The organism is Streptomyces sp. WAC 06738, assembly GCF_003945505.1.
Classification (GTDB): domain Bacteria; phylum Actinomycetota; class Actinomycetes; order Streptomycetales; family Streptomycetaceae; genus Streptomyces.
Genome location: NZ_CP029618.1, coordinates 5036319 through 5058964 on the forward strand (window position 1 = coordinate 5036319; position 22646 = coordinate 5058964).

Below are 22646 nucleotides of genomic sequence, written 5' to 3' on the forward strand. Positions count from 1 at the left end.
ACGTACGAGAGCGGCCCATGACCATCGTCGCCCTGCGTGAGATGCGGTGGTGGGACATCGACCCCGTGCTCGCCCTCGAACGGGACACCTTCCCCGAGGACGCCTGGTCCCCGGCGATGTTCTGGTCCGAGCTGGCCCACGCCCGCGGCCCCGGCGCCACCCGCGCGTACCTCGTCGCCGAGGACGAGGACGGCCGCGTCGTCGGCTACGGCGGCCTCGCCGCGCTCGACGGCACCGGCGACATCCAGACCATCGCCGCCGCCCGCGACCACTGGGGCACCGGCCTCGGCCCGCGCCTGCTGGAGGCGCTGCTCGCCGCCGCCCGCCGCTTCGGCTGCCGCGAGGTGCTGCTGGAGGTGCGCGTCGACAACGTGCGCGCGCAGCGCCTCTACGAGCGCCACGGCTTCGCCGTGATCGGCGTCAGGCGCGGCTACTACCAGCCAGGAAACGTCGACGCGCTCGTCATGCGCCGTACCGAGAAAGAGTGACGCCCCCCATGGCAGACGAACCCCTGGTGCTCGGCATCGAGACGTCCTGCGACGAGACCGGTGTCGGGATCGTCCGCGGGCACACGCTGCTCGCCGACGCCATCGCCTCCAGCGTCGACGCGCACGCCCGCTTCGGCGGCGTGGTGCCCGAGGTGGCGAGCCGGGCGCACCTGGAGGCGATGGTCCCGACGATCGAGCGGGCGCTGCGCGACGCCGGGGTGGCGGCCCGCGACCTGGACGCGATCGCGGTGACGGCGGGCCCGGGGCTCTCCGGGGCGCTGCTCGTCGGGGTGTCGGCGGCCAAGGCGTATGCGTACGCGCTGGGCAAGCCGCTCTACGGCGTCAACCACCTCGCCTCGCACATCGCCGTCGACCAGCTCGAACACGGCGCGCTGCCCGAGCCGACGATGGCCCTGCTGGTCTCCGGCGGCCACTCCTCGCTGCTGATGTCCGCCGACATCACCGCCGACGTCCGCCCCCTCGGCGCGACCATCGACGACGCGGCGGGCGAGGCGTTCGACAAGGTCGCCCGCGTCCTCGGACTCGGCTTCCCCGGCGGCCCGTTCATCGACAGGGCCGCGCGCGAGGGCGACCCGGCCGCGATCCGCTTCCCGCGCGGCCTGACGGGCCCGCGCGATCCGGTGTACGACTTCTCCTTCTCCGGTCTGAAGACCTCCGTCGCCCGCTGGGTGGAGGCCAGGCGCGCGGCGGGGGAGGACGTGCCGGTGGCGGATGTGGCGGCGTCGTTCCAGGAGTCGGTGGCGGACGTGCTGACGCGCAAGGCGGTACGGGCCTGCCGGGACAACGGCGTCGGGCACCTGATGATCGGCGGCGGCGTGGCGGCGAACTCGCGGCTGCGGGCGATGGCCGAGCGGCGCTGCGAGGACGCGGGGATCGTGCTGCGGGTGCCGCGGCCGAAGCTGTGCACGGACAACGGGGCGATGGTCGCGGCGCTGGGCGCGGAGATGGTGGCGCGGGGGCGGGCGGCGTCGGACTGGGAGCTGTCGGCGGACTCGTCGCTGCCGGTCACGGAGACGCACGTACCGGGGCACGAGCACGCACCCGGGCACGGCCACGACCACGTGCACGAGCTGGCGAAGGACAACCTGTACTCGTGACCGTCATCGCGCTGATGTGGGAGGCCAAGGCCGCGGCCGGGCGTGGCGACGAACTGCTGGCGTGGGCGCGGGCGGAGCGCCTGCCCGTTCGGCCGCTGCGGCGCGAGACGTTCCGCGCGCCGGGGGACCGGGTGCTGGTCATCACCTGGTGGGACGCGGGCTGCGGCAACCGCGAGGCTCCCATGCCGGAACTCGGGGACCCGGACGCGGGACTGCTGGCCCGGCCGGTGCACCGGTGGCGGTTCACGTCGCTGGGGCCGGACGGCCCAGAAGCACCGTAGGGGCGCCGGCGACGCGGGTGAGGAAGACGGTGCAGGACACCGCGGCCGGGCCGGTGAGCTTCAGCTTGCGCCGCAGCTCCTCGGGTTCGACGGCGGAGCCGCGCTTCTTGACGGTGACGCTGCCGACGCCGCGTTCGCGGAGCAGGGCGCGGAGCTTCTTGACGTTGAAGGGGAGCGTGTCGGTGATCTCGTACGCGGTGGCGTACGGGGTCCGCACCAGGTCGTCGGACGTGACGTACGCGATGGTGGGATCCAGCAGCCGCCCGCCGGCCTGCGCCGCCACCTCGGCGACGAGGTGCGCGCGGATGACGGCGCCGTCCGGCTCGTACAGATAGCGCCCCACGGGGCCCGGCGGCGGGTCGGGCAGGCCGCGGCCCACGAGGGTGGCGCCGCCGGGCAGCAGGGTCGCGCGGCGGCGGCCGGGGGAGACGGCGCCGGATGCGGCGCCGAACCAGAGCACGGCCTCCTTCACGTCGCCGGCGTCGGAGACCCACTCCGCCTCCGCGGCCTCCGGCACCGCCTCGTGCGGGATGCCGGGGGCGACCTTCAGCGCTCCGTGCGAGACCCGGCCGGCGACCTCGACGGCCCAGGAGAGCGGCGGGGAGTACGCCTCGGGGTCGAAGACCCGGCCGCGCCCTCTGACCCGCCGCGCCGGGTCGACGAAGACCGCGTCGTACCCGGAGATGTCCACGTCCCCCACCTCCGCGCAGCGCACCTCGACCCGCCCCGCGACCCCCAGCGCCGTCGCGTTGGCGCGCGCGGCGGCGGCCGCCGCCGGGTCCCGGTCGACGGCGAGCACCGCGATCCCGGCCCGCGCCAGCGCCACCGCGTCGCCGCCGATGCCGCAGCACAGGTCGGCGACCCGGTCGACGCCGAGCGCCGCGAACCGGGCCGCGCGGTGCGCCGCCACCGCCGTACGGGTGGCCTGCTCGACGCCGTCGGGGGTGAAGTACATCCGCGCCGCGTCCGCCCCGAACTTCGCCGCCGCGCGCTGCCGCAGCCGGGCCTGCCCGAGCGCGGCGGAGACCAGCTCCGCGGGGTGGGTGCGGCGCAGCCGGGTGGCGAGGGCCAGTTCGTCGGCGGGGTCGTGCTCCCGCAGTTCGGCGAGGAGCGCCTGCCCCTCGGGGGTGAGGAGGGCGGCGAGGGGGTCGTCGGGGGCGTCGGGGCCGTGCATGGGCCCATTGTCCGCTGTCCGCCGTACGGGCGCCCGTACGGCGTGGCGCCGTGACACCCCGTTCCGTACTGGAAGGATGCGGGCTCCGGAACTAATACGACAAAAGGATAAAATGCTCCCACGTGCCCGACCATGCACCGGCCTCGTCGCCCTGGCCGCCACCGCCGCGCTCCTCGCCTCCGCCTGCTCCTCCGGCACCGCCGGGCGCGACCACCCCCGCCCCCTCACCCACCCCCACGGGGACGCCAAGCCCGCCATCGCCGGGGGCCCGGCCGTCGCCCCCGCCCGCGCGCTCGCCCGCACCGCGGAGCACCAGCAGCGCGTCCACGCGCGGCGGCTCGCCGCCGCCCGCACCTGGGGCCTGAAGGCCGCCCCGCTGCTGCCGCCGGCCCCGCCGCGCAGCAAACCCGCGCTCGCCACCGAACCCGGCTTCGAGGCGAACGGCGGCGGTACCGGCCTGCCGCCCGTCATCACCCGGGTGCCGACCGACGACCGCGTGATCTTCCTGACCATCGACGACGGCTACCGCAAGGACCCCGAGTTGCTGCGCATGCTGCGCGAACTCGGCGTGCCCGTCAGCGCCTTCCTCGCCGACGAGGTCGCGCGCGACGACTACGGCTACTTCCGCGACCTCCGCGACCTCGGCACCACCGTCAGCAATCACACCCTCCACCACCCCAACCTCCGCGAACTGCCCTACGCGGCCCAGCGCGAGGAGATCTGCGGCCAGCAGCGCGTCCTGGAGCGCGAGATGGGCGTCAGGCCGCGGATCTTCCGCCCGCCGTACGGCAATTACAACGCCGACACCCTGCGCGCCGCGAAGGAGTGCGGCATCGATCTCGTACCGCTCTGGCAGCAGGAGGCGTTCCCCGGACGCTGGACGTACTCCCGCGGGGACACCGCGTTCCACCCCGGCGATATCGTGCTCACCCACTTCGAAGGACCTTCCGAATTCGGCGGCACGATGACCGATATGCTCCGTACGGTGCTCCGTAAGGCGAACGACGAGGGCTTCGCCGTTGCTCGCTTGGAGGACTACGTATGAGGCGCACCCGCCGCTCCGGGCGGCGGTCGTCAGCCGCCGCGATAGCCGCCGTCTGCCTGCTCGCGCTCACCGCCTGCGCGGACGCGGCCAGGCCGACCGAGGAATGGTTCCCGCAGGGCGCGGAGGAGTCCGCGGCGCCCGGGGACGGCCGGGCGGACGGCAAGCCGGGCGCCCGGCACGCGGGGCGTACGCCGCGGGCGCTGCCCGGCGGCGACGGCACGGCCCGCAAGGACGCCGCCCGCGCCACCGGCCCCGGGGCGTACCGCCGCTGGGGCCTCGACCGTCCCCTCGCCGCCCCGCCCACGCCCCCCGCGAGCCGCCCGGTGCGGCCGGGGGACTCCGGGCTGCCGGCGGTCACGGGCCGGGTGCCGACCCGGGACAAGGTCGTCTTCCTCACGATCGACGACGGCTGGGAGAAGGACCCCGCGTTCATCCGGATGGCGGCCGATCTGCGGCTGCCGTTCAGCATGTTCCTCTCCGACTCGGCGGCCGGCGGGGACTACGGCTACTTCGAGGAACTGCGGCGCCTCGGCAACTCCGTCCACGGCCACACCCTCACCCACCCCGACCTCACCTCCCTCCCGTACGCCGCGCAGCGCCGCCAGATCTGCCGGCAGCAGGAGCGCGTCGCCGGCGCCTTCGGCGTCCGCCCGACGCTCTTCCGGCCGCCCTACGGCACGTACGACGCGGCGACGCTGCGGGCCGCGGCCTCCTGCGGCGTCCGCGCGATGCCGCTGTGGCGGGCCGACATGAAGGCGAGCGGTCTGGAGTACCGCAGCGGCGACCGGCTGCGCCCCGGCGACATCGTGCTGGCGCACTTCCGGGGGCCCGAGCAGCAGGGCGGACGGACGATGACGGACGTGACGGCGGAGTTCGTCCGCGAAGTCCAGCGGCAGGGCTTCACGGTGGCCCGCCTGGAGGACTACATGTGACCCGGACGGGGGCGCGGCCGGTACGACTGTACGGCCGGCGGCGGGCGATGCGGGTGGCAATCTGGCACTCGGCTTGACCGAGTGCTAAAGGGCGGCATAACCTCGGCTCTGGCACTCCCCCGGGGAGAGTGCCAACACAGCGACGAGGCGGATCCGGCACCCGCGACGACGGATCCTCCAGGATCGCCACCCCAGACATTCAACCCCGCGAGATCTCCGAAGGGGGAGGTCGGATCGTGACGACCGCCAGCACCAAGGTTGCCATCAAGCCGCTTGAGGACCGCATCGTGGTCCAGCCGCTCGACGCCGAGGAGACCACGGCCTCGGGCCTGGTCATTCCGGACACCGCCAAGGAGAAGCCCCAGGAGGGCGTCGTCCTTGCCGTTGGCCCCGGCCGCTTCGAGGACGGCAACCGGCTTCCGCTCGACGTCTCCGTCGGCGACGTCGTTCTCTACAGCAAGTACGGCGGCACCGAGGTGAAGTACAACAACGAGGACTACCTCGTCCTCTCGGCCCGCGACGTGCTCGCGATCATCGAGAAGTAATCGGGGCGCTTCCCGTTTCTTCCCACACCAGGCCGCGCCCCGGATCCGTTCGCCGAGCAGGACATATCGAAACGGACCGGGGCGTCGGCGCTCCCTACGGCGCCCCTTGAGAGGACCCACGTTCCATGGCGAAGACTCTGAAGTTCGACGAGGACGCCCGCCGCGCTCTTGAGCGCGGCGTGGACAAGCTTGCCGACACCGTGAAGGTGACGATCGGCCCCCGCGGCCGCAACGTCGTCATCGACAAGAAGTTCGGCGCCCCGACCATCACCAACGACGGCGTGACCATCGCCCGGGAGATCGAGGTCGAGGACCCGTACGAGAACCTGGGCGTGCAGCTCGTGAAGGAGGTGGCGACCAAGACCAACGACATCGCGGGCGACGGCACCACCACCGCCACCGTGCTGGCCCAGGCCCTGGTCCGCGAGGGCCTGCGCAACGTGGCCGCGGGCGCCTCCCCCTCCGCGCTCAAGCGCGGCATCGACGCGGCCGTCGCGGCGATCTCCGACGAGCTGCTGAAGGCCGCCAGCCCGATCGACTCCAAGTCCGACATCGCCGCGGTCGCCGCGCTCTCCGCGCAGGACGAGCAGGTGGGCCAGCTCATCGGCGAGGCCATGGACAAGGTGGGCAAGGACGGGGTCATCACCGTCGAGGAGTCCAACACCTTCGGTCTGGAGCTGGACTTCACCGAGGGCATGGCCTTCGACAAGGGCTACCTGTCGCACTACATGGTCACCGACCAGGACCGCATGGAGGCGGTGCTGGAGGACCCGTACATCCTGATCAACCAGGGCAAGATCTCCTCCATCCAGGACCTGCTGCCGCTGCTGGAGAAGGTCATGCAGGCCGGCTCGGCGAAGCCGCTGCTGATCGTCGCCGAGGACGTGGAGGGCGAGGCGCTGTCCACCCTCGTCGTCAACAAGATCCGCGGCACGTTCAACTCCGTCGCGGTCAAGGCCCCCGGCTTCGGCGACCGCCGCAAGGCGATGCTCGGCGACATGGCCACCCTCACCGGCGGCACCGTGGTCTCCGAGGAGGTCGGCCTCAAGCTCGACCAGGTCGGTCTCGAGGTGCTGGGCACCGCCCGCCGCGTGGTCATCACCAAGGACGACACCACGATCGTCGACGGTGCCGGCAAGGCCGACGAGGTCGCCGGCCGGGTCGCGCAGATCAAGGCCGAGATCGACGCCACGGACTCCGACTGGGACCGCGAGAAGCTGCAGGAGCGGCTGGCGAAGCTGGCCGGCGGCGTGTGCGTCATCCGCGTCGGCGCGGCCACCGAGGTCGAGCTGAAGGAGAAGAAGCACCGCCTGGAGGACGCCATCTCCGCCACCCGCGCGGCGGTCGAGGAGGGCATCGTCTCCGGCGGCGGCTCGGCGCTCGTGCACGCGGCGAAGGTGCTGGAGGACGGCCTCGGCCTCACCGGCGACGAGGCCACCGGCGTGGCGGTCGTCCGCCGCGCGTCGGTCGAGCCGCTGCGCTGGATCGCGGAGAACGCGGGCCTGGAGGGCTACGTCATCACCTCCAAGGTCGCGGAGCTCACCGAGGGCCAGGGCTTCAACGCCGCCACCGGCGAGTACGGCGACCTGGTGAAGGCCGGCGTCATCGACCCGGTGAAGGTGACCCGTTCGGCGCTGGAGAACGCGGCGTCGATCGCCTCCCTCCTGCTCACCACGGAGAGCGCGGTCGTGGAGAAGCCGGAGCCCGAGGAGGACGCGGGCCACGGCCACGGCCACGGCCACTCCCACTGACCTCCGGTCGGTAGCACGGCAACACACACCGCAGGGCCTCGCCTCCGCGAAGGGGGCGAGGCCCTGCGGCGTGCGCCCCCGGGGCCCGGAAAGGGGCGGGGCCGGGGAACAAAATCTCCTCCCCACGGTGCCGGGCCCGGCCGGGCGGCGGCCAGATCCCTACTGAGGCCCGTACTTGCGGCCCGCCCCCGTCGACACCCGTCCCAGCAACCCCCGCGGTACCAGCTTCGCCGCCCCCATCAGCGCCTTGTACCGCGGATCCGGGATCGACACCGTACGTCCCCGCCTCAAGTCCCGTAGCCCCTCCGCAGCCACCTTGTCCGCGTCCAGCCACATCCACCCCGGGATGTCGTCCGTCCCCATCCCCGCCCGCTCGTGGAACTCCGTCCGGATGAACCCCGGGCACAGCACCATCAGCCGCACCCCGCTCCCCGCCAGATCCCGCGCCACGCCCTGCGTGAACTGCACGACCCACGACTTGCTCGCCCCGTACGTCCCCCGCGGCACGAACGCCGCCACCGACGCGACGTTCAGCACCGCGCCCCGCGACCGCTCCCGCATCGCCGCCGCCGCGGCCGTCGTCAGCCGCAGCACCGCCTCGCAGTGCACCTTCAGCATCGTCAGCTCGTCGGCGAGCGTGACCTGGAGGAAGCGCCCCTTCAGCCCGAACCCCGCGTTGTTCACCAGCAGATCCACCGGCTGCCCCGCCCCGGCCTCGCCGAGGCGCTTCTCCACCGCCGCGATGCCCTCGTCCGTCGCCAGGTCCGCGGGGAGCACGGACGTCTCGACGCCGTACCGCTCGTGCAGCTCCGCGGCCTGTGCGTGCAGCCGCTCCGCCGTCCTGGCGACGAGCACCAGGTCGTACCCAGAAGCCGCCAGCCGGCGCGCGAACGCGGCGCCCAGGCCGGCCGTCGATCCCGTAATCAGCGCAGTCGTCATGTCCGCACGCTAGCGGTCCGAGGTCAGGACACGGTCGGCATCCCGGTCGGCACGAGGTCAGCGGCCGGCCGGTGGGCCCGGTCAGTGCCCGCCGTGTCCCTCCCCGCCGCCCGGCGGGCGCCCGGCCTTCTCACCCGGATTCACGACCGCGAACTGGCCCATCATCCCGCCGTCCTCGTGCGACAGCAGATGGCAGTGGTACATGTACGGCACGTCCGGGTCGGGCGGCCCGTCGAAGCGCAGCACGAGCTTCACCTCCCGCCCGTTCGGCACGTACACCGTGTCCTTCCGCCCGCGCAGCTCCGGCGGCGGCGGTTCGCCGTCCACCGCCAGGACCCGGAACTGCACGTCGTGGACGTGGAAGTTGTGCGTGACGCCGTCCCGGTTGCGCACCGTCCAGATCTCGGTCGCACCGCGCTCGACGGTCGCGTCGATCCGGTCCATCGCCATCGGCTGCCCGTTGATGCCGCTCGTGCGCAGGTCGAAGTGGCGCTCGCGGGAGGCGTCGGCCGGGTCCGGCAGCTCCACGTCGCCGAAGCGCGCCGGCACGGCGGGCGCCGGGCGCAGGGTGCGGGCGGCGCGCAGCTCCAGTACGTCGAAGGAGTCGTCGCCGCCGGCGAAGCGGGACTGCCAGAAGTCGCCGCCGCCCGGCGGGCTGCTGCGCAGGACGGTCCGCTCGCCCGGCCGCATCCGCACCAGGATCTCGGCGCGTTCGCCGGGGGAGAGGAGCACGCGGTCGGTGCGGTACGGGGCCCCGAGCAGCCCGCCGTCGGTGCCGACGAGGTCGAAGGCCCGGTCGTCGGCGAAGCCGAAGTCGTAGACGCGCGCGGTGGAGGCGTTGAGGAGCCGCAGCCGGACGACCTCGTCGCGTACCTCCTGGTACGGGGCGAGCGTGCCGTTGACCATCGTCTCGTCGCCCAGGAAGCCGGTGTTCCGCATCATCCGGTGGCCGTGGTCGAACCGGTCGCCGTCGAAGCGCACGTCCTGGACGACGACGGGCACGTCGTTCACGCCGTACTCGTCCGGAAGCCCGAGCTTGCGCGCCTTCGCGTCGTCGACGAGGAACATCCCGGCGAGCCCGCGCTGCACGTGCCGCTCCGTCCGTCCGTGCGGGTGCGGGTGGTACCAGAGGGTGGCCGCGGGCTGGTCGACGGTCCAGTGCGGCCGCCATTCGCCGCCGGCCCCGACCATCTGGTGCGGGCCGCCGTCCATGGCGGCCGGCAGGTGCATGCCGTGCCAGTGGACGGTGGACGGCTCGTCGAGCCCGTTGTCCACCTCGACGCGGACCTTCTCGCCGCGCTCGGCGCGCAGCGTCGGCCCGAGGTACGTCCCGGGCCACCGCGCGTCCGCGGCCGTGGCGGGGCTGGTGAACCCCCAGGTCGGCGTGGTCCTGCCGGGCCCGAACTCCGTCTCGCCCGCGCGCATCCCCAGCCGGAAGACCCGGGTGCCGTCCGCCTCCACCTCGCCTTCCTCCAGCGGGGGTATCCGCAGCTCTTCGGTGAAGTCGACCTTGCCGACCGTGGAGACGTCCGCGGTGGCGTAGAACCATGCTCCGGCCCCGACGACCACCGTCACGATCGCGACCGCCACCGCGGTGAGGGTGAGGAGTACGCGCTTGAGCCGCGGTCGCGGTCCGCTCGTCTTTGTCATGTGTCAGAGTTTTCTGACACATGGGCGGGCGGGCATCGGGTATCGCACGGGTACGTCCCGGAGGGAACCCTGAGCCCGCTCTCCGGGTCAGCCCTGAGAACCGCGGCCGTCAGGACGCGCGGGCCGCCGCCTTGCGGGCCTTCTCCCGGGACTCCGGATGCAGCGCGTCCCCGGCGGCGAGGAGCCGGGGCAGCAACTCCCGCTCCAGGGTGCTCGCGCGGAACCAGAACGCGGCCGTCACCTCGTGGTCCGGGCGGTGCTCGATGCGGATCCCGTCCCCGGCCCGGATCTCGCCCGGCTCGATCACCCGCAGGTACGCGCCCGGGCGGGCCGCCTGCGTGAAGCGCTTGACCCAGCCCTGCTCGCCGAGCCAGCCGGCGAAGGTGCGGCAGGGTATGCGCGAGCTGGTGACCTCCAGCAGCAGGTCGGGGCCGATCCGCCAGCGCTCGCCTATGCGCGCGCCGCAGACGTCGAGGCCGGAGGTGGTCAGGTTCTCGCCGAAGACGCCGTTCGGCAGCTCGCGGCCCAGCTCGGCGCCCCAGATGTCGAGGTCTTCGCGCGCGAACGCGTACACCGCCTGGTACGTGCCCCCGTGGTGGCGCAGGTCGCCGATGACGTCGCCGGCGAGCGCGCTGCCGCCGACGCCCTTGGGGCCCGGCTCCTCGACGCGCACCGGACCGTCGGCCGGGCGCTTGTCGATGCCGGTGAGGAAGCCGGGGGCGTCGGTGATCTCGGGCGCGGTCTGCGGGCGGGCGAGGTTCACGGAGAGCACCTGCATCCCCCGACCGTAACCGCGCCGTCCCGCCAGGCTCAACGAGCTTTTCGATCGCGCGGGCCCGAGCGCGCGACTCGCCTAGGCTGGGGGCATGTTCGACGCCCGCCACCTGCGTGTTCTCCGGGCCGTCGCCGCGACCGGCTCGTTCTCCGCCGCCGCCCGCGAACTCGGCCTCACCCAGCCCGCCGTCAGCCAGCAGATGAAGGCGCTGGAACAGACGGCGGCCACGCCGCTGCTCGTCCGCGCCGGCCGCGAGCTGCGGCTGACGGAGGCGGGGGAGGCGCTCGTCCGGCACGCGGGCGGCATCCTCGCCGGGCTGGCCGCGGCGGAGGACGAGGTCGCGGCGCTCGCGGGGCTGCGCGCGGGGCGGGTGCGGCTGGTGTCCTTCCCGAGCGGCAGCTCCACGATCGTGCCGGGCGCGCTGGCGGCGATGCGGGAGGCGCACCCGGGGACACGGATCTCGCTGGTGGACGCGGAACCGCCGCGGTCGGTGGAGATGCTGCGGGAGGGGGAGTGCGAGATCGCGCTGGCGTTCCACTACCCGCCGGCCGGCGGGACCGTGCCGGAGCGCGGTGCCGACGCCGCCGCCGCGGGCGGCGGTCCCGTCGGCGACCCCGTCGACGGCTGGGACGGCCTCGTCCTGCGGCCGCTCCTCGCCGACCGGCTGCTGTGCCTCGTGCCGGAGGGCCACCCCGCCGCCGCGGCGGGCCGGGTGGAGCTGGCGGAGCTGGCCGCGCAGCCGGTGATCGCGGGCTGCCCGCGGTGCCGGCGGCATCTGGTGGAGCTGTGCGAACGGGCCGGCTTCGCGCCCCGTATCGACTTCGCGACCGACGACTACCCCGCCGTCGTCGGCCTGGTGCGCGCCGGGCTGGGGACCGCGGTGCTGCCGGGGCTCGCGGTGCGCGCGGTGCCGCCGCGGGGGGTCGTCACCGTGCCGCTGACGCCGGAGGCGCGGCGGGAGGTGGTCGCGCTCACGCTGCCGGACCTGGCGCGGGTGCCGGCGGTGGCGGCGATGCTCGACCGCCTGGCGGCGGCGGCGAAGGACGCCCGGGACGCGTAGGACGCGTAGGACGCGGAGAAGACCCGGAGCAGGCGCGCGGGATACGGACGACGCCGCCCCGGCGACTCCCCGCGGCGGTCCGCCTCAGTTGTGGGGTGTCGGCGTCCGCGTCGGCGCTTCTTCCGGGGCGGGTGCCGCCGCGGGTGCCGGGGACGCGGACCCCGGGGCCGGCGTCCGGTGCCGGGCGCGCCCCAGCAGCTCCTCGCGCTCGTCCTCCGTCAGCCCACCCCACACGCCGTACGGCTCACGAACCGCCAGCGCGTGCGCCGCGCACTCCGCGCGCACGGGACAGCGCATGCAGACCTCTTTGGCGGAGGCCTCCCGCGCGCTCCGGGCGGCGCCCCGCTCCCCTTCCGGGTGAAAGAACAACGAGCTGTCGACACCGCGGCACGCCGCGATGAGCTGCCAGTCCCACAGATCGGCGTTCGGGCCCGGCAGCCGGGAGAAATCAGCCATTTTGTATCACCTTGGGAGCGCCGTGGGGACCCTTATCGGTCGTGACACTACCCTTCCGGGCTTACCAGATGTAAATAGTACTCATAGGGAAAATGGAAAAGAGCTGATCAGAGCGGCAGGAATAGGTGCATTCGGGTCATGGCGCGGCGCGGCGCGGTGACTGCTTCTCCGTGACCGTTTCCTCACGTAGAGTGGCGACGTGTGTGGCCCCGGTCCCCGTGGCGACGGCCGTTGCAACAGGTGCCACCAGCCCCCGTAACTCTTTCGGGTGACCGTCGTTGAGAGTGCGGAAGCGGTTGACTGCGAGCGCGTTCGTCCCGGGCGCGCCCGACGCGCGGTCGACCGCCGAAGGTGACGATACGTACCAGCCCTGGAGGCTCAAGGTGACGCGCATCAGCTCCGGAGGGCGGCCATGACTTCCGTCCTCGTTTGCGACGACTCCCCACTCGCCCGAGAGGCGCTGCGCCGTGCGGTTGCGACCGTGCCCGGCGTCGAGCGCGTGACGACGGCGGCTAACGGCGAGGAAGTACTGCGCCGCTGGGGTGCCGATCGTTCGGACCTGATTCTGATGGATGTACGGATGCCCGGGCTCGGCGGCGTCGAGACGGTGCGCCGGCTGCTCTCGGCCGACCCGGGGGCCCGGATCATCATGCTGACCGTGGCCGAGGACCTCGACGGCGTGGCCCTCGCCGTCGCCGCCGGCGCCCGCGGCTATCTGCACAAGGACGCCTCCCGCGCCGAGCTGCGGGCCACCGTCACGCAGGCCCTCGCCGACCCGACGTGGCGGCTCGCGCCGCGGCGGCTGCGCTCCACCGAGATGGGGGCCGCGCCGACGCTCACGGCGCGTGAGATCCAGGTGCTCGAAGGCATGAGCCACGGACGGTCCAACGCCGAGATCGGCCGCGAGCTGTTCCTCTCCGAGGACACCGTGAAGACCCACGCGCGCAGGCTTTTCAAAAAGCTCGGCGCCTCCGACCGGGCGCACGCGGTGGCGCTCGGTTTCCGCTGGGGTCTCGTACGCTGACCTGCTGCGCATCCGCCGCGCCGGGGCTTCGCGCCCCGGGCCGGCACACCCGCCCCGTAGCCGGCGGCGGGCCCGCGGAACGGGGCCGCGGGCCACGGGGCGATCCGGTTTCCCGCGCGAAGGCGCATGCTTGAGGCATGGGTTCTCCGGAACGAGGCGCATCGGGCACAGCCGAATCCCGCACGGGGGCAGCGAAGGGAGGGCGCGCGTGGTGACCGTCCGCGCGGTTGCGCATAACGCTTCGGTCTACAACGACGGCCGCGACACCGCGGAACGTTCGGGGGCGAGGCACCATGGACGGATGCGCGGCAACGAGACCACTGTTTCCCAGACGGCCGAAAGGCCCGTCGAGATCAGGGGACTCGTGCAGCTCGCGGCCGAGGGGGACGAGCGCGCGACGCACGACCTGCTGGCCCACGTGCACCCCCTGGCGCTCCGCTATGTTCGCACGCGGCTGCACCGGTTGCCCGGCGACGCACGGCACTTCGTCGACGATCTCGCGCAGGAGGTCTGCATCGCGGTGCTCTGCGCGCTCCCGCGCTACCGCGACACCGGCCGCCCCTTCGAGGCGTTCGTCTTCGCCATCGCCGCGCACAAGGTCGCGGACCTCCAGCGCGCCGCGATGCGCGGTCCGGGATCCACCGCCGTGCCCTCCGACGAGATGCCGGAGCGGCCGGACGACTCGCTGGGCCCCGAGGAGCAGGCGCTGCTGAGCAGCGACGCGGAGTGGGCGAAGCAGCTCCTGGCGAGCCTGCCGGCGAACCAGCGGGAGCTGCTGCTGCTGCGGGTGGCGGCGGGCTTCAGCGCGGAGGAGACGGGCCGGATGCTCGGCATGACGCCGGGCGCGGTGCGGGTGGCGCAGCACCGGGCGCTGAGCAGGCTGCGGGCGCTGGCGCGGCAGTAGGCGCCGGACGGACGGGCCGTGGCGCGGGGGCGTACGGGCCGTCGCCCGGGGCGTACGGCATGGGCGCGTACGGCGTACGGAGAGCGGGCCGCGGCGCCGGTCCGAAGGTCCCGCCGGCCCCGGACCTCGTACCTTCGTGCACCGGCCACCAGCCCCGTTACGTGACGCTCCGGCGCGCCGTTACCATGGTCAGTCCCATCAGGCAAGACCCACCGGAAGGGTGTCATGACAGAGCGCGCCGCCGACGTCCCTGACAAGTTCGCGACCATCGGACTCACCTTCGACGACGTGCTGCTGCTGCCCGGCGCCGCCGACATGGCCCCGGGCGAGATCGACACCGCCAGCCATGTGTCGCGGAACGTCAAGGTGAACATTCCGCTTCTCTCCGCCGCCATGGACCGGGTCACCGAGTCCCGGATGGCCATCGCCATGGCCCGCCAGGGGGGCGTCGGCGTCCTGCACCGCAACCTCTCCATCGAGGACCAGGCCAAGAAGGTCGACCAGGTCAAGCGCTCCGAGTCCGGCATGGTCGCCGACCCGATCACCATCCGCCCCGACGCGACGCTCGCCGAGGCGGACGCGCTCTGCGGCCGGTTCCGGATCAGCGGGGTACCGGTGACCGACGACGGCGGCCGGCTCGTCGGCATCGTCACCAACCGCGACATGGCCTTCGAGCCCGACCGCAGCGTCGAGGTGCGGTCGATCATGACGCCGATGCCGCTGGTCACCGGCCGGGTCGGGATCTCCGGCGCGGAGGCCATGGAGCTGCTGCGCCGGCACAAGATCGAGAAGCTGCCGCTGGTCGACGACCGGGACGTGCTCAAGGGCCTCATCACGGTCAAGGACTTCGTCAAGGCCGAGAAGTACCCGAACGCCGCCAAGGACACGGAGGGCAGGCTGATCGTCGGCGCCGCCGTCGGTGTCGCGGGCGACGCGTACGACCGCGCGCAGGCGCTGGTGGAGGCGGGCGCCGACTTCATCGTGGTGGACACCGCGCACGGCCACTCGCGGCTCGTCGCCGACATGGCCGCGAAGATCAAGTCGAACGCGGCGGTCGACGTCGTCGCCGGCAACGTCGCCACCCGCGACGCCGCCCAGGCGCTCGTCGACGCGGGCGTCGACGGCATCAAGGTCGGCGTGGGCCCCGGCTCCATCTGCACCACCCGCGTGGTCGCCGGCGTCGGCGTCCCGCAGGTCACCGCGATCTACGAGGCCGCGCAGGCGGCCCGGGACGCCGGCGTGCCGGTCATCGGCGACGGCGGCCTGCAGTACAGCGGCGACATCGCCAAGGCGCTGGTCGCCGGCGCGGACACGGTGATGCTCGGCAGCCTGCTGGCGGGCTGCGAGGAGTCGCCGGGCGAGCTGCTCTTCATCAACGGCAAGCAGTTCAAGTCGTACCGCGGGATGGGCTCGCTGGGCGCGATGCAGTCGCGCGGCGGCACCAAGTCGTACTCCAAGGACCGGTACTTCCAGGAGGAGGTGAAGAGCGACGACCAGCTCATCGCCGAGGGCATCGAGGGCCAGGTCCCGTACCGCGGCCCCCTCGCCTCCGTCGTGCACCAGCTCATCGGCGGGCTGAAGCAGTCGATGTTCTACGTCGGCGGGCGCACCGTCCCGGAGATGAAGGAGCGCGGCCGGTTCGTCCGCATCACCTCCGCGGGCCTGAAGGAGAGCCACCCGCACGACATCCAGATGACGACCGAGGCCCCGAACTACTCCCGCAAGGTCTGACCGGACCGACCGGGGGATACTGGGGCGGCAACCGTCTGGAAAGGGCAGCATCCGTGACTGAGATCGAGATCGGCCGGGGCAAGCGCGGGCGCAAGGCGTACGCGTTCGACGACATCGCCATCGTGCCGAGCAGGCGCACCCGGGACCCGAAGGAGGTCTCGATCGCCTGGCAGATCGACGCCTACCGCTTCGAGCTCCCCTTCCTCGCCGCCCCGATGGACTCCGTCGTCTCGCCGGAGGCGGCCATAAGGATCGGGCGCTTCGGCGGCCTCGGGGTGCTCAACCTCGAAGGGCTGTGGACCCGTTACGAGAACCCGGAGCCGCTGCTCGCCGAGATCGCCGGGCTGGACGAGCGCGACGCGACGCGGCGGATGCAGGAGATCTACGACGAGCCGATCAAGGAGGAGCTGATCGGCCGGCGGCTCGCGGAGGTCCGCGAGTCGGGCGTGGTCACGGCGGCGGCGCTGTCGCCGCAGCGCACGGCGCAGTTCTCCAAGGCGGTCGTGGACGCGGGGGTGGACATCTTCGTCATCCGCGGCACGACGGTCTCCGCGGAGCACGTCTCGTCGGCGGCGGAGCCGCTGAACCTCAAGCAGTTCATCTACGAGCTGGACGTGCCGGTCATCGTCGGCGGCTGCGCGACGTACACGGCGGCGCTGCACCTGATGCGCACGGGCGCGGCGGGCGTGCTGGTCGGCTTCGGCGGCGGCGCGGCGCACACGACGCGCAACGTGCTGGGCATCCAGGTGCCGATGGCGACGGCGGTGGCCGATGTCGCCGCGGCGCGCCGGGACTACATGGACGAATCCGGCGGCCGCTACGTGCACGTGATCGCGGACGGCGGCGTCGGCTGGTCCGGCGACCTGCCGAAGGCGGTGGCGTGCGGGGCGGACGCGGTGATGATGGGCTCGCCGCTGGCCCGCGCGACGGACGCGCCGGGGCGGGGGCACCACTGGGGGATGGAGGCGGTCCACGAGGACGTGCCGCGGGGGAAGGTGATGGACCTGGGCACGGTGGGCACGACGGAGGAAGTCCTGCTGGGCCCGTCGCACACCCCGGACGGATCGATGAACTTCTTCGGCGCGCTGCGCCGGGCGATGGCGACGACGGGCTACTCGGAGCTGAAGGAGTTCCAGCGCGTCGAGGTCACGGTGGCCGCCTCCCGCTGACGAGCACCACCCCGGCCCCGGCGGGAGGGCAGTCCCGCGGGGCCAGGGGGTGCGCTCACGAACCGCCCCCCGGCGGCCCGGCTCTCCCCGCTCCCGGTACGCCCCCGCCCGTACCGGCTCCCGCATCGGCGAACTCCCCGGCAACGACGCCGATGGCGGCCCCCGCATGATTAACGCCCGGCACCGGACGACCGCAAGCTCACGGACATCCCTGCCAAGCCGGACATATCCGCGGGATTCCCGAAGTCCCGCTGGTCCACGCCGTCTTCCTGATTGCCGGACCCGGCAGGTTGTGGATTTGTCCAGACCTGGGTGGTGACCCCTCGTGTGGGAAGTGTCACGCCTCGGAGGTGTGACGTTTAATCGGGGTCCCGGCGCTGTTCATGTGAAGGTCGCTACCGACGAGCGTGGAGGGGATTCCCATGGGGCGTGCGAGCGATGTGTTACCCGAAGCGGCCGGGATGAGCCGGTACGTGGAGGGGGTGGTGGCCGAGTGGTTGCGGGGGGCGCGGCGGTTGCCGTTGGACTACTCCGTGGAGAGCCTCCGCGTCGCGGACCGGATCGTCGCCGGGATCCGCGCCGGGCACGGGGCCGACGAGCGGGCGGTGGCGCAGGCGCTGCGCGGGGTCGGGGCGTACGTCGGGGAGGTCATGGTCCGGGCCGGGGGCGGGAGTTGGGTGGACCTCGACGACCGGCAGCGCGACTACTTCGAGCAGCCCGTCGGCGTACGGATGCCGGACGGGCGGGTGTGGAACCCCCTCGGCCGCGCCCTGCGCCGCTACGACCGCGGCAAGGGCGGCCGGGAGTCGCTGTACGTCTTCTACCTGCTGCTGCACGGCCGGCTGAGCACCGCCCTGCCGCCCGCCTGACGCAGAGCACGCGCCGCCCGGACCGGACGGCGCGACGACGCAGGGCCGGGACCGCGACGTACGCGGTCCCGGCCCTGCGTCGTGTGCCGTCTGCTGCTGCCTCAGCCGTTGCCGAGGCGCTTGGTGAGGGCGAAGCCCGCCGCGCCGCCGACCGCGTACATCGCGGCCACCAGGGCGTCGAAGTCCTCCTTGAAGGCTTCCTTCAGCAGGTCGAACTCGTCGGTGAACGCGGTCGCGATGCCGATCTGGCCGTCCGTCCAGTGGTTGATCAGCATCGCGTAGCCGAGGAACTGGCCCATGATGGCGCCGAGGATGCCGAGGACGATGGCGACGAAGGGCAGCGCCGGGTTCCGGCCGCCGAGCTTGCCGAACGCGAGGCCGACGAGGATGCCCGCCGCGGCGGCGGGGTAGGCGTACAGCGTGTACTCGCCGGCGTCTCCCCCGGACGCGCGCATGATGGCGCCGTAGATGACGGCGCCGACGATCATCGCGACGATGCCGACGCCCACGGCGAGGCCCGTGTTGCCGGAGGCGGCCGGCGGCTGCGCGTAGGGCGGCGGGGCGCCGTACGGCTGCTGGCCCGGGGCGCCTGGACCTGGCTGCTGCTGGTAGGGCTGGGACATGGGTATTTCCCCCCGGAGAGATGAGTCTGCCGTGCCCGGGGACAGTGTGGTGGGCGCGGTCAGTGGGACAACCCGCGGCACGCTAGCAGTTGAGCGGTGCCCGACAACAAGCCCTTAAGGGGAGTCGTGACGCGACTGCGACATGCTGTTTCGAACTTCGGACACTCGCTGGCTGACCAGGAACGCTTCCGCCGCGGCCACGAGGTAGAACGTCATGTCGTTCTTCCCCAGCACCCCGCTGCGCCAGAAGTCGTACGCCGCGCCCACGTCCACCGTGCCGAGGTGCACGGCCGTCGCGGCGAGCTGGGTGAGGAAGACGCCGGCGAGCGCCACGGGGATCGCCAGGAACGCCGAGCCGCGGGCCTCCGCGCCCGCGCGGCCCACGGCGGCGCCGACGAGGAGGCCGAGGGCCAGCGCCCAGTAGCCGAGCTCCAGGCCGCGTTCGCCCACCAGGCCCTGCGTCCCGCCCAGAACCAGCGCTCCCGCCACGGTGGCGGCGGCGCCGACGGCGAGCGCCTGCAGCAGCCGGGCGCGGCTGTCGGCCGCCGTCATCACCGCATCACCCATACGGCCGAACGGTAGCAGTTCCGCCGCGGCACCTCGGGTTCCGGCACCCTGCGGGACGGGTGATCCCGAGGTGGTTACGCTCCCTGCCGCACGCCCTGCCGCACGCCGCCCCGCCGCTCGCCGCTCACAGCCGGTGCGCAGCTCCCGGCGGCGTCGCCCCCCGGGTGTCGAGGAGGAGCTGCGCCTTCACCGCCAGCGCCTGGAGGTCGTACGTCCGGTGCGGCTGGAGCAGCACCGTCAGGTCCGCGTCCGCCGCCGCGTCGTACACCGACCCCGTCCGCGGCACCGGCCGGCCCAGCACCTGCCACGTCGTGACGTACGGGTCGTGGAACCCCACCCGCGCGCCCAGCTCCGTCAGCCGCGCCGCGACGTCCGTCGCCGGGGTGCGCTCCAGGTCGGCGACGTCCGGGTCGTACGTGACGCCGAGGAGCAGCACGCGGGCGCCGCGGGCGGACTTGCCGTGCTCGTTGAGGAGCTGGGCGCAGCGCTGGACGACGTACCGCGGCATCCGGCCGTTGACCTCGCGGGCGAGGTCGACCATCCGCAGCGGGTGGTCGAAGCCGGGCGCGGTCCTGCCGCCCGGATGCGGTACGGGGACGGGGACGCGGCCCGGGTCGACCGGCACCCCGTGGCCGCCGACGCCGGGGCCCGGGCGGAAGCTGTGCGCGGTGCCGAAGGGGCGGGTCTCGGCGCAGCGGACGACGTCCCACAGGTCGATGCCCCGGTCGTGGCAGAACCACGTCAGCTCGTTGACGAGGGCGAAGTTCACGTGCCGTACGTTGCCCTCCAGCAGCCGTACCGTCTCCGCCTCGCGCGGCCCCCTGGCCCGTACCACCCGCTCCGCGAACCGCCCGTAGAACGCGACCGCCGCCTCCGTGCACCCCGGGGTCAGCCCGCCGACGACCTTCGGCGCCGAGGCGGTGTCGGCGGGGTCGAGGGGGCCGGGGGAGTAGGCGAGGTGGAAGTCGCGCCCGGCGCGCAGCCCGGAGCCCTGCTGGAGGAGGGGCCGCAGGAGGTCCTCGGTGCTCCCCGGGTAGGCGGCGGACTCCAGCAGCACGGTGGTGCGGGGCTTGAGGTGCCGCGCCAGTTCGCGCGCCGCGTCGGCGACCGGGCCGAGGTCGAGCGCGCCGTCCTCGGCGAGCGGGGTGGGCACGCAGATGACGGCGGTACGGACCCCGCCGAGGTCGGCGGGGTCCGCGGAGGCGCGGAACCCGGTGGTGAGGAGTCTGCGTACCTCGGCGGCCGTCAGCGAGCCGCCGACCGGCGGGCGGCCGGTGGCGAGGGCCTCGACGGCGCGGGGGTCGGGGTCGTATCCGACGACGGAGAAGCCGGCCGCCGCCGCGGCCTGGGCGAGCGGCAGGCCGTGGTGGCCGAGTCCGATGACGGCGACGTCTGCGGGCATGTCTGGGGGACGTTCCTTCCCGGAGGGCCCCGGGCGCCGGGCCCGGGGTGGATAGAGGCTCTTGTCAGGCTACGGGCATATATGACTGTTATTCAGTATTGGGCGCTTTGCGGCGCCCGTGGCGCCGCGAGCGCCCGCCGTACGGCGGCCGCGCGCCGCGCCGCGAAGGCCGACGCACGGTGGCTGTACGGCGCGGGTGCGGACAGAATCGACGTGGGCACGTGGACTGCCGCAACGGGGCGACAGGACGGGAGGCATCCGTGAAGACAGCGGTACTGGGGCCGGCCGAGCGCGGCGCGGCCCTCGCACAGATGGCCGAGCGCGAGCTGGACCTGCTGGTCGTCGGCGCCGGCGTGGTCGGCGCGGGCACCGCGCTGGACGCGGCGACCCGCGGCCTGGCCACCGGGCTGGTCGAGGCGCGGGACTGGGCGTCGGGCACGTCGAGCCGGTCGAGCAAGCTCATCCACGGCGGGCTGCGCTATCTGGAGATGCTGGACTTCGCGCTCGTCCGCGAGGCGCTGAAGGAGCGCGGGCTGCTCACCGAGCGCCTGGCGCCGCACCTCGTCAAGCCGGTGCCGTTCCTCTACCCCCTCAAGCACCGCGCCTGGGAGCGGGCGTACGCGGGCTCCGGCGTGCTCCTCTACGACGCCATGTCCGTCTCCCGCGCACACGGCCGCGGCATGCCCGCGCACCGCCACCTCTCCCGCTCGCACGCCCTGCGCGTCGCGCCGTGTCTGCGGAAGGACGCGCTCGTCGGCGCGCTGCAGTACTACGACGCACAGGTCGACGACGCCCGGTACGTCGCCACGCTCGTGCGCACCGCCGCGCAGTACGGGGCGCAGGTCGCCAACCGCGCGCGGGTCGTGGGCTTCCTGCGGGAGGGCGAGCGCGTCGTGGGCGCGCGGGTGCACGACCTGGAGCAGGGCGGGGAGTTCGAGGTACGGGCGCGGCAGGTCGTCAACGCCACCGGGGTGTGGACGGACGAGACGCAGGCGATGGTCGGCGAGCGCGGGCAGTTCCACGTGCGGGCGTCGAAGGGCATCCACCTCGTCGTACCGAAGGACCGCATCCACTCCACCTCCGGCCTCATCCTGCGCACCGAGAAGAGCGTGCTCTTCGTCATCCCCTGGGGGCGGCACTGGATCATCGGCACCACGGACACCGACTGGGACCTGGACAAGGCCCATCCCGCGGCCTCCTCCGCCGACATCGACTACCTGCTGGAGCACGTCAACGCCGTGCTCGCGGTGCCGCTGACGCGAGACGACGTCGAGGGCGTGTACGCGGGCCTGCGGCCGCTGCTCGCCGGCGAGTCCGACGCGACCAGCAAGCTGTCGCGCGAGCACACCGTGGCGCACCCGGTGCCCGGGCTCGTCGTCGTCGCGGGCGGCAAGTACACGACGTACCGCGTGATGGCCCAGGACGCCGTCGACGAGGCCGTGCACGGGCTCGACCAGCGCGTCGGGCCGTGCGTCACGGAGGACGTGCGGCTGCTGGGCGCGGAGGGGTACCAGGCGCTGTGGAACGCGCGGGCACGGACCGCGGCGCGGACGGGGGTGCACGTCGCGCGGGTGGAGCACCTGCTGAACCGGTACGGGTCGCTGGCGGAGGAGGTGCTGGAGCTGATCGAGCGGGACCCCTCGCTCGGCCTGCCGCTCACGGGCGCCGACGACTATCTGCGCGCGGAGATCGTCTACGCGGCCTCGCACGAGGGCGCGCGCCACCTCGACGACGTGCTGACGCGGCGTACCCGGATCTCCATAGAGACCTTCGACCGCGGTACGCAGTGTGCCGCCGAGGTCGCCGCGCTGATGGCGCCGGTGCTCGGCTGGGACGGCGACCAGGTCGAGCGCGAGGTGGCGCACTACGACAAGCGGGTCGAGGCCGAGCGCGAGTCGCAGCGGCAGCCGGACGACCAGACGGCGGACGCGGCGCGGCTGGGCGCGCCGGAGATCGTGCCGTTGTGAACGTTCCGCTGTGACCGTGCCCCCGCGGGGGTGCGCGCGCCGGTGCTCCCGCGGGTGCCGCGGGGGGCCGGCGCCGCGGTGGCGGCATGCCGGTTGCAGGTGCATGTAAGCAACCGCGGCACGGGACTTGGGCAGGGTCAACGCCGCAGACCGGGCCGCCCGCGGCGGGAGATCGA

21 protein-coding genes and 1 pseudogene are annotated in these 22646 nt (G+C 73.6%); 14 read left to right on the top strand and 8 right to left on the bottom strand.

Features of this window, described 5'->3' with window-relative positions; genetic code table 11:
• Positions 1-17: 17 nt before the first annotated feature.
• The 3 genes from rimI to DMB38_RS22395 are packed head-to-tail and all read left to right on the top strand — an operon-like array spanning position 18 to position 1887.
• Complete coding sequence (gene rimI / locus DMB38_RS22385; protein ID WP_125936670.1) at positions 18-488, top strand: ribosomal protein S18-alanine N-acetyltransferase; 471 nt, start codon at positions 18-20, stop codon at positions 486-488.
• A gap of 8 nt (positions 489-496) precedes the next feature.
• Positions 497-1606: a tRNA (adenosine(37)-N6)-threonylcarbamoyltransferase complex transferase subunit TsaD gene (gene tsaD, locus DMB38_RS22390; protein WP_125936671.1), complete on the top strand. Its 1110-nt coding sequence runs from the start codon at positions 497-499 to the stop codon at positions 1604-1606.
• Between the two features lie 14 nt (positions 1607-1620).
• Positions 1621-1887, top strand: a complete 267-nt coding sequence (locus tag DMB38_RS22395; RefSeq protein ID WP_125939191.1) for a hypothetical protein — start codon at positions 1621-1623, stop codon at positions 1885-1887.
• On the opposite strand, the gene DMB38_RS22400 is transcribed toward DMB38_RS22395, so the two are convergent.
• The gene (locus DMB38_RS22400) at positions 1850-3061 is read right to left on the bottom strand and encodes a class I SAM-dependent methyltransferase (RefSeq protein ID WP_125936672.1); all 1212 of its coding nucleotides are present in this window, start codon (positions 3059-3061) and stop codon (positions 1850-1852) included. The two genes, DMB38_RS22395 and DMB38_RS22400, sit on opposite strands and share 38 nt — an antisense overlap.
• 112 nt (positions 3062-3173) lie before the next feature.
• Here DMB38_RS22400 and DMB38_RS22405 point away from each other — a divergent pair, with 112 nt between their 5' ends.
• From DMB38_RS22405 to groL, 4 genes are all read left to right on the top strand, one after another.
• Complete coding sequence (locus tag DMB38_RS22405; RefSeq protein WP_125936673.1) at positions 3174-4106, top strand: polysaccharide deacetylase family protein; 933 nt, start codon at positions 3174-3176, stop codon at positions 4104-4106.
• Complete coding sequence (locus DMB38_RS22410) at positions 4103-5038, top strand: polysaccharide deacetylase family protein (protein ID WP_125936674.1); 936 nt, start codon at positions 4103-4105, stop codon at positions 5036-5038. The genes DMB38_RS22405 and DMB38_RS22410 overlap by 4 nt, the downstream gene beginning before the upstream one ends.
• A 236-nt stretch (positions 5039-5274) precedes the next feature.
• Entirely contained in the window at positions 5275-5583 is a 309-nt protein-coding gene (groES, locus tag DMB38_RS22415; protein ID WP_047017603.1) for a co-chaperone GroES, read from the top strand.
• Between the two features lie 125 nt (positions 5584-5708).
• Positions 5709-7334, top strand: coding sequence for a chaperonin GroEL (groL, locus tag DMB38_RS22420; protein ID WP_125936675.1), 1626 nt, complete (start codon positions 5709-5711; stop codon positions 7332-7334).
• Positions 7335-7493: 159 nt separating this feature from the next.
• Here the strand turns inward: groL and DMB38_RS22425 are convergent, their stop codons facing one another.
• The 3 genes from DMB38_RS22425 to DMB38_RS22435 form a co-directional block, all read right to left on the bottom strand.
• Positions 7494-8273: an SDR family oxidoreductase gene (locus tag DMB38_RS22425; RefSeq protein ID WP_125936676.1), complete on the bottom strand. Its 780-nt coding sequence runs from the start codon at positions 8271-8273 to the stop codon at positions 7494-7496.
• Between the two features lie 81 nt (positions 8274-8354).
• Complete coding sequence (locus DMB38_RS22430; protein ID WP_206337725.1) at positions 8355-9923, bottom strand: multicopper oxidase domain-containing protein; 1569 nt, start codon at positions 9921-9923, stop codon at positions 8355-8357.
• A gap of 109 nt (positions 9924-10032) precedes the next feature.
• The gene (locus DMB38_RS22435) at positions 10033-10701 is read right to left on the bottom strand and encodes an MOSC domain-containing protein (RefSeq protein ID WP_125936677.1); all 669 of its coding nucleotides are present in this window, start codon (positions 10699-10701) and stop codon (positions 10033-10035) included.
• A gap of 88 nt (positions 10702-10789) precedes the next feature.
• Between DMB38_RS22435 and DMB38_RS22440 the strand changes: the two genes are divergently transcribed.
• The gene (locus tag DMB38_RS22440) at positions 10790-11758 is read left to right on the top strand and encodes a LysR family transcriptional regulator (RefSeq protein WP_125936678.1); all 969 of its coding nucleotides are present in this window, start codon (positions 10790-10792) and stop codon (positions 11756-11758) included.
• 84 nt (positions 11759-11842) lie between these two features.
• Here the strand turns inward: DMB38_RS22440 and DMB38_RS22445 are convergent, their stop codons facing one another.
• Positions 11843-12214, bottom strand: coding sequence for a WhiB family transcriptional regulator (locus DMB38_RS22445; RefSeq protein WP_125936679.1), 372 nt, complete (start codon positions 12212-12214; stop codon positions 11843-11845).
• 412 nt (positions 12215-12626) lie between these two features.
• Here DMB38_RS22445 and DMB38_RS22450 point away from each other — a divergent pair, with 412 nt between their 5' ends.
• The 5 genes and pseudogenes from DMB38_RS22450 (at position 12627) to DMB38_RS22470 (ending at position 17911) form a co-directional block, all read left to right on the top strand.
• Positions 12627-13238 (top strand): response regulator transcription factor, encoded by a 612-nt coding sequence (locus DMB38_RS22450; RefSeq protein ID WP_026276081.1) that lies wholly within the window; start codon positions 12627-12629, stop codon positions 13236-13238.
• A 301-nt stretch (positions 13239-13539) separates the two neighbouring features.
• Positions 13540-14121 (top strand): annotated as a pseudogene (locus tag DMB38_RS22455) (sigma-70 family RNA polymerase sigma factor); the annotation flags it as partial.
• A 246-nt stretch (positions 14122-14367) separates the two neighbouring features.
• Positions 14368-15873, top strand: coding sequence for an IMP dehydrogenase (gene guaB, locus DMB38_RS22460; RefSeq protein WP_125936681.1), 1506 nt, complete (start codon positions 14368-14370; stop codon positions 15871-15873).
• Between the two features lie 53 nt (positions 15874-15926).
• Entirely contained in the window at positions 15927-17042 is a 1116-nt protein-coding gene (locus DMB38_RS22465; RefSeq protein ID WP_125936682.1) for a GuaB3 family IMP dehydrogenase-related protein, read from the top strand.
• Positions 17043-17503: 461 nt separating this feature from the next.
• Positions 17504-17911, top strand: coding sequence for a hypothetical protein (locus DMB38_RS22470; protein WP_125936683.1), 408 nt, complete (start codon positions 17504-17506; stop codon positions 17909-17911).
• A 101-nt stretch (positions 17912-18012) separates the two neighbouring features.
• Here the strand turns inward: DMB38_RS22470 and DMB38_RS22475 are convergent, their stop codons facing one another.
• The 3 genes from DMB38_RS22475 to DMB38_RS22485 all read right to left on the bottom strand — a co-directional run bounded on the left by DMB38_RS22475 (position 18013) and on the right by DMB38_RS22485 (position 20503).
• Positions 18013-18534, bottom strand: a complete 522-nt coding sequence (locus tag DMB38_RS22475) for a hypothetical protein (RefSeq protein ID WP_047017613.1) — start codon at positions 18532-18534, stop codon at positions 18013-18015.
• Positions 18535-18648: 114 nt separating this feature from the next.
• Positions 18649-19101 carry a hypothetical protein gene (locus tag DMB38_RS22480; RefSeq protein WP_240662413.1) on the bottom strand — a complete coding sequence of 151 codons (453 nt, stop codon included), beginning with the start codon at positions 19099-19101 and terminating at the stop codon, positions 18649-18651.
• A 124-nt stretch (positions 19102-19225) separates the two neighbouring features.
• Positions 19226-20503, bottom strand: coding sequence for a nucleotide sugar dehydrogenase (locus DMB38_RS22485; protein ID WP_125936684.1), 1278 nt, complete (start codon positions 20501-20503; stop codon positions 19226-19228).
• 260 nt (positions 20504-20763) lie between these two features.
• Between DMB38_RS22485 and DMB38_RS22490 the strand changes: the two genes are divergently transcribed.
• Positions 20764-22470, top strand: coding sequence for a glycerol-3-phosphate dehydrogenase/oxidase (locus tag DMB38_RS22490; RefSeq protein ID WP_125936685.1), 1707 nt, complete (start codon positions 20764-20766; stop codon positions 22468-22470).
• Positions 22471-22646: the final 176 nt, after the last annotated feature.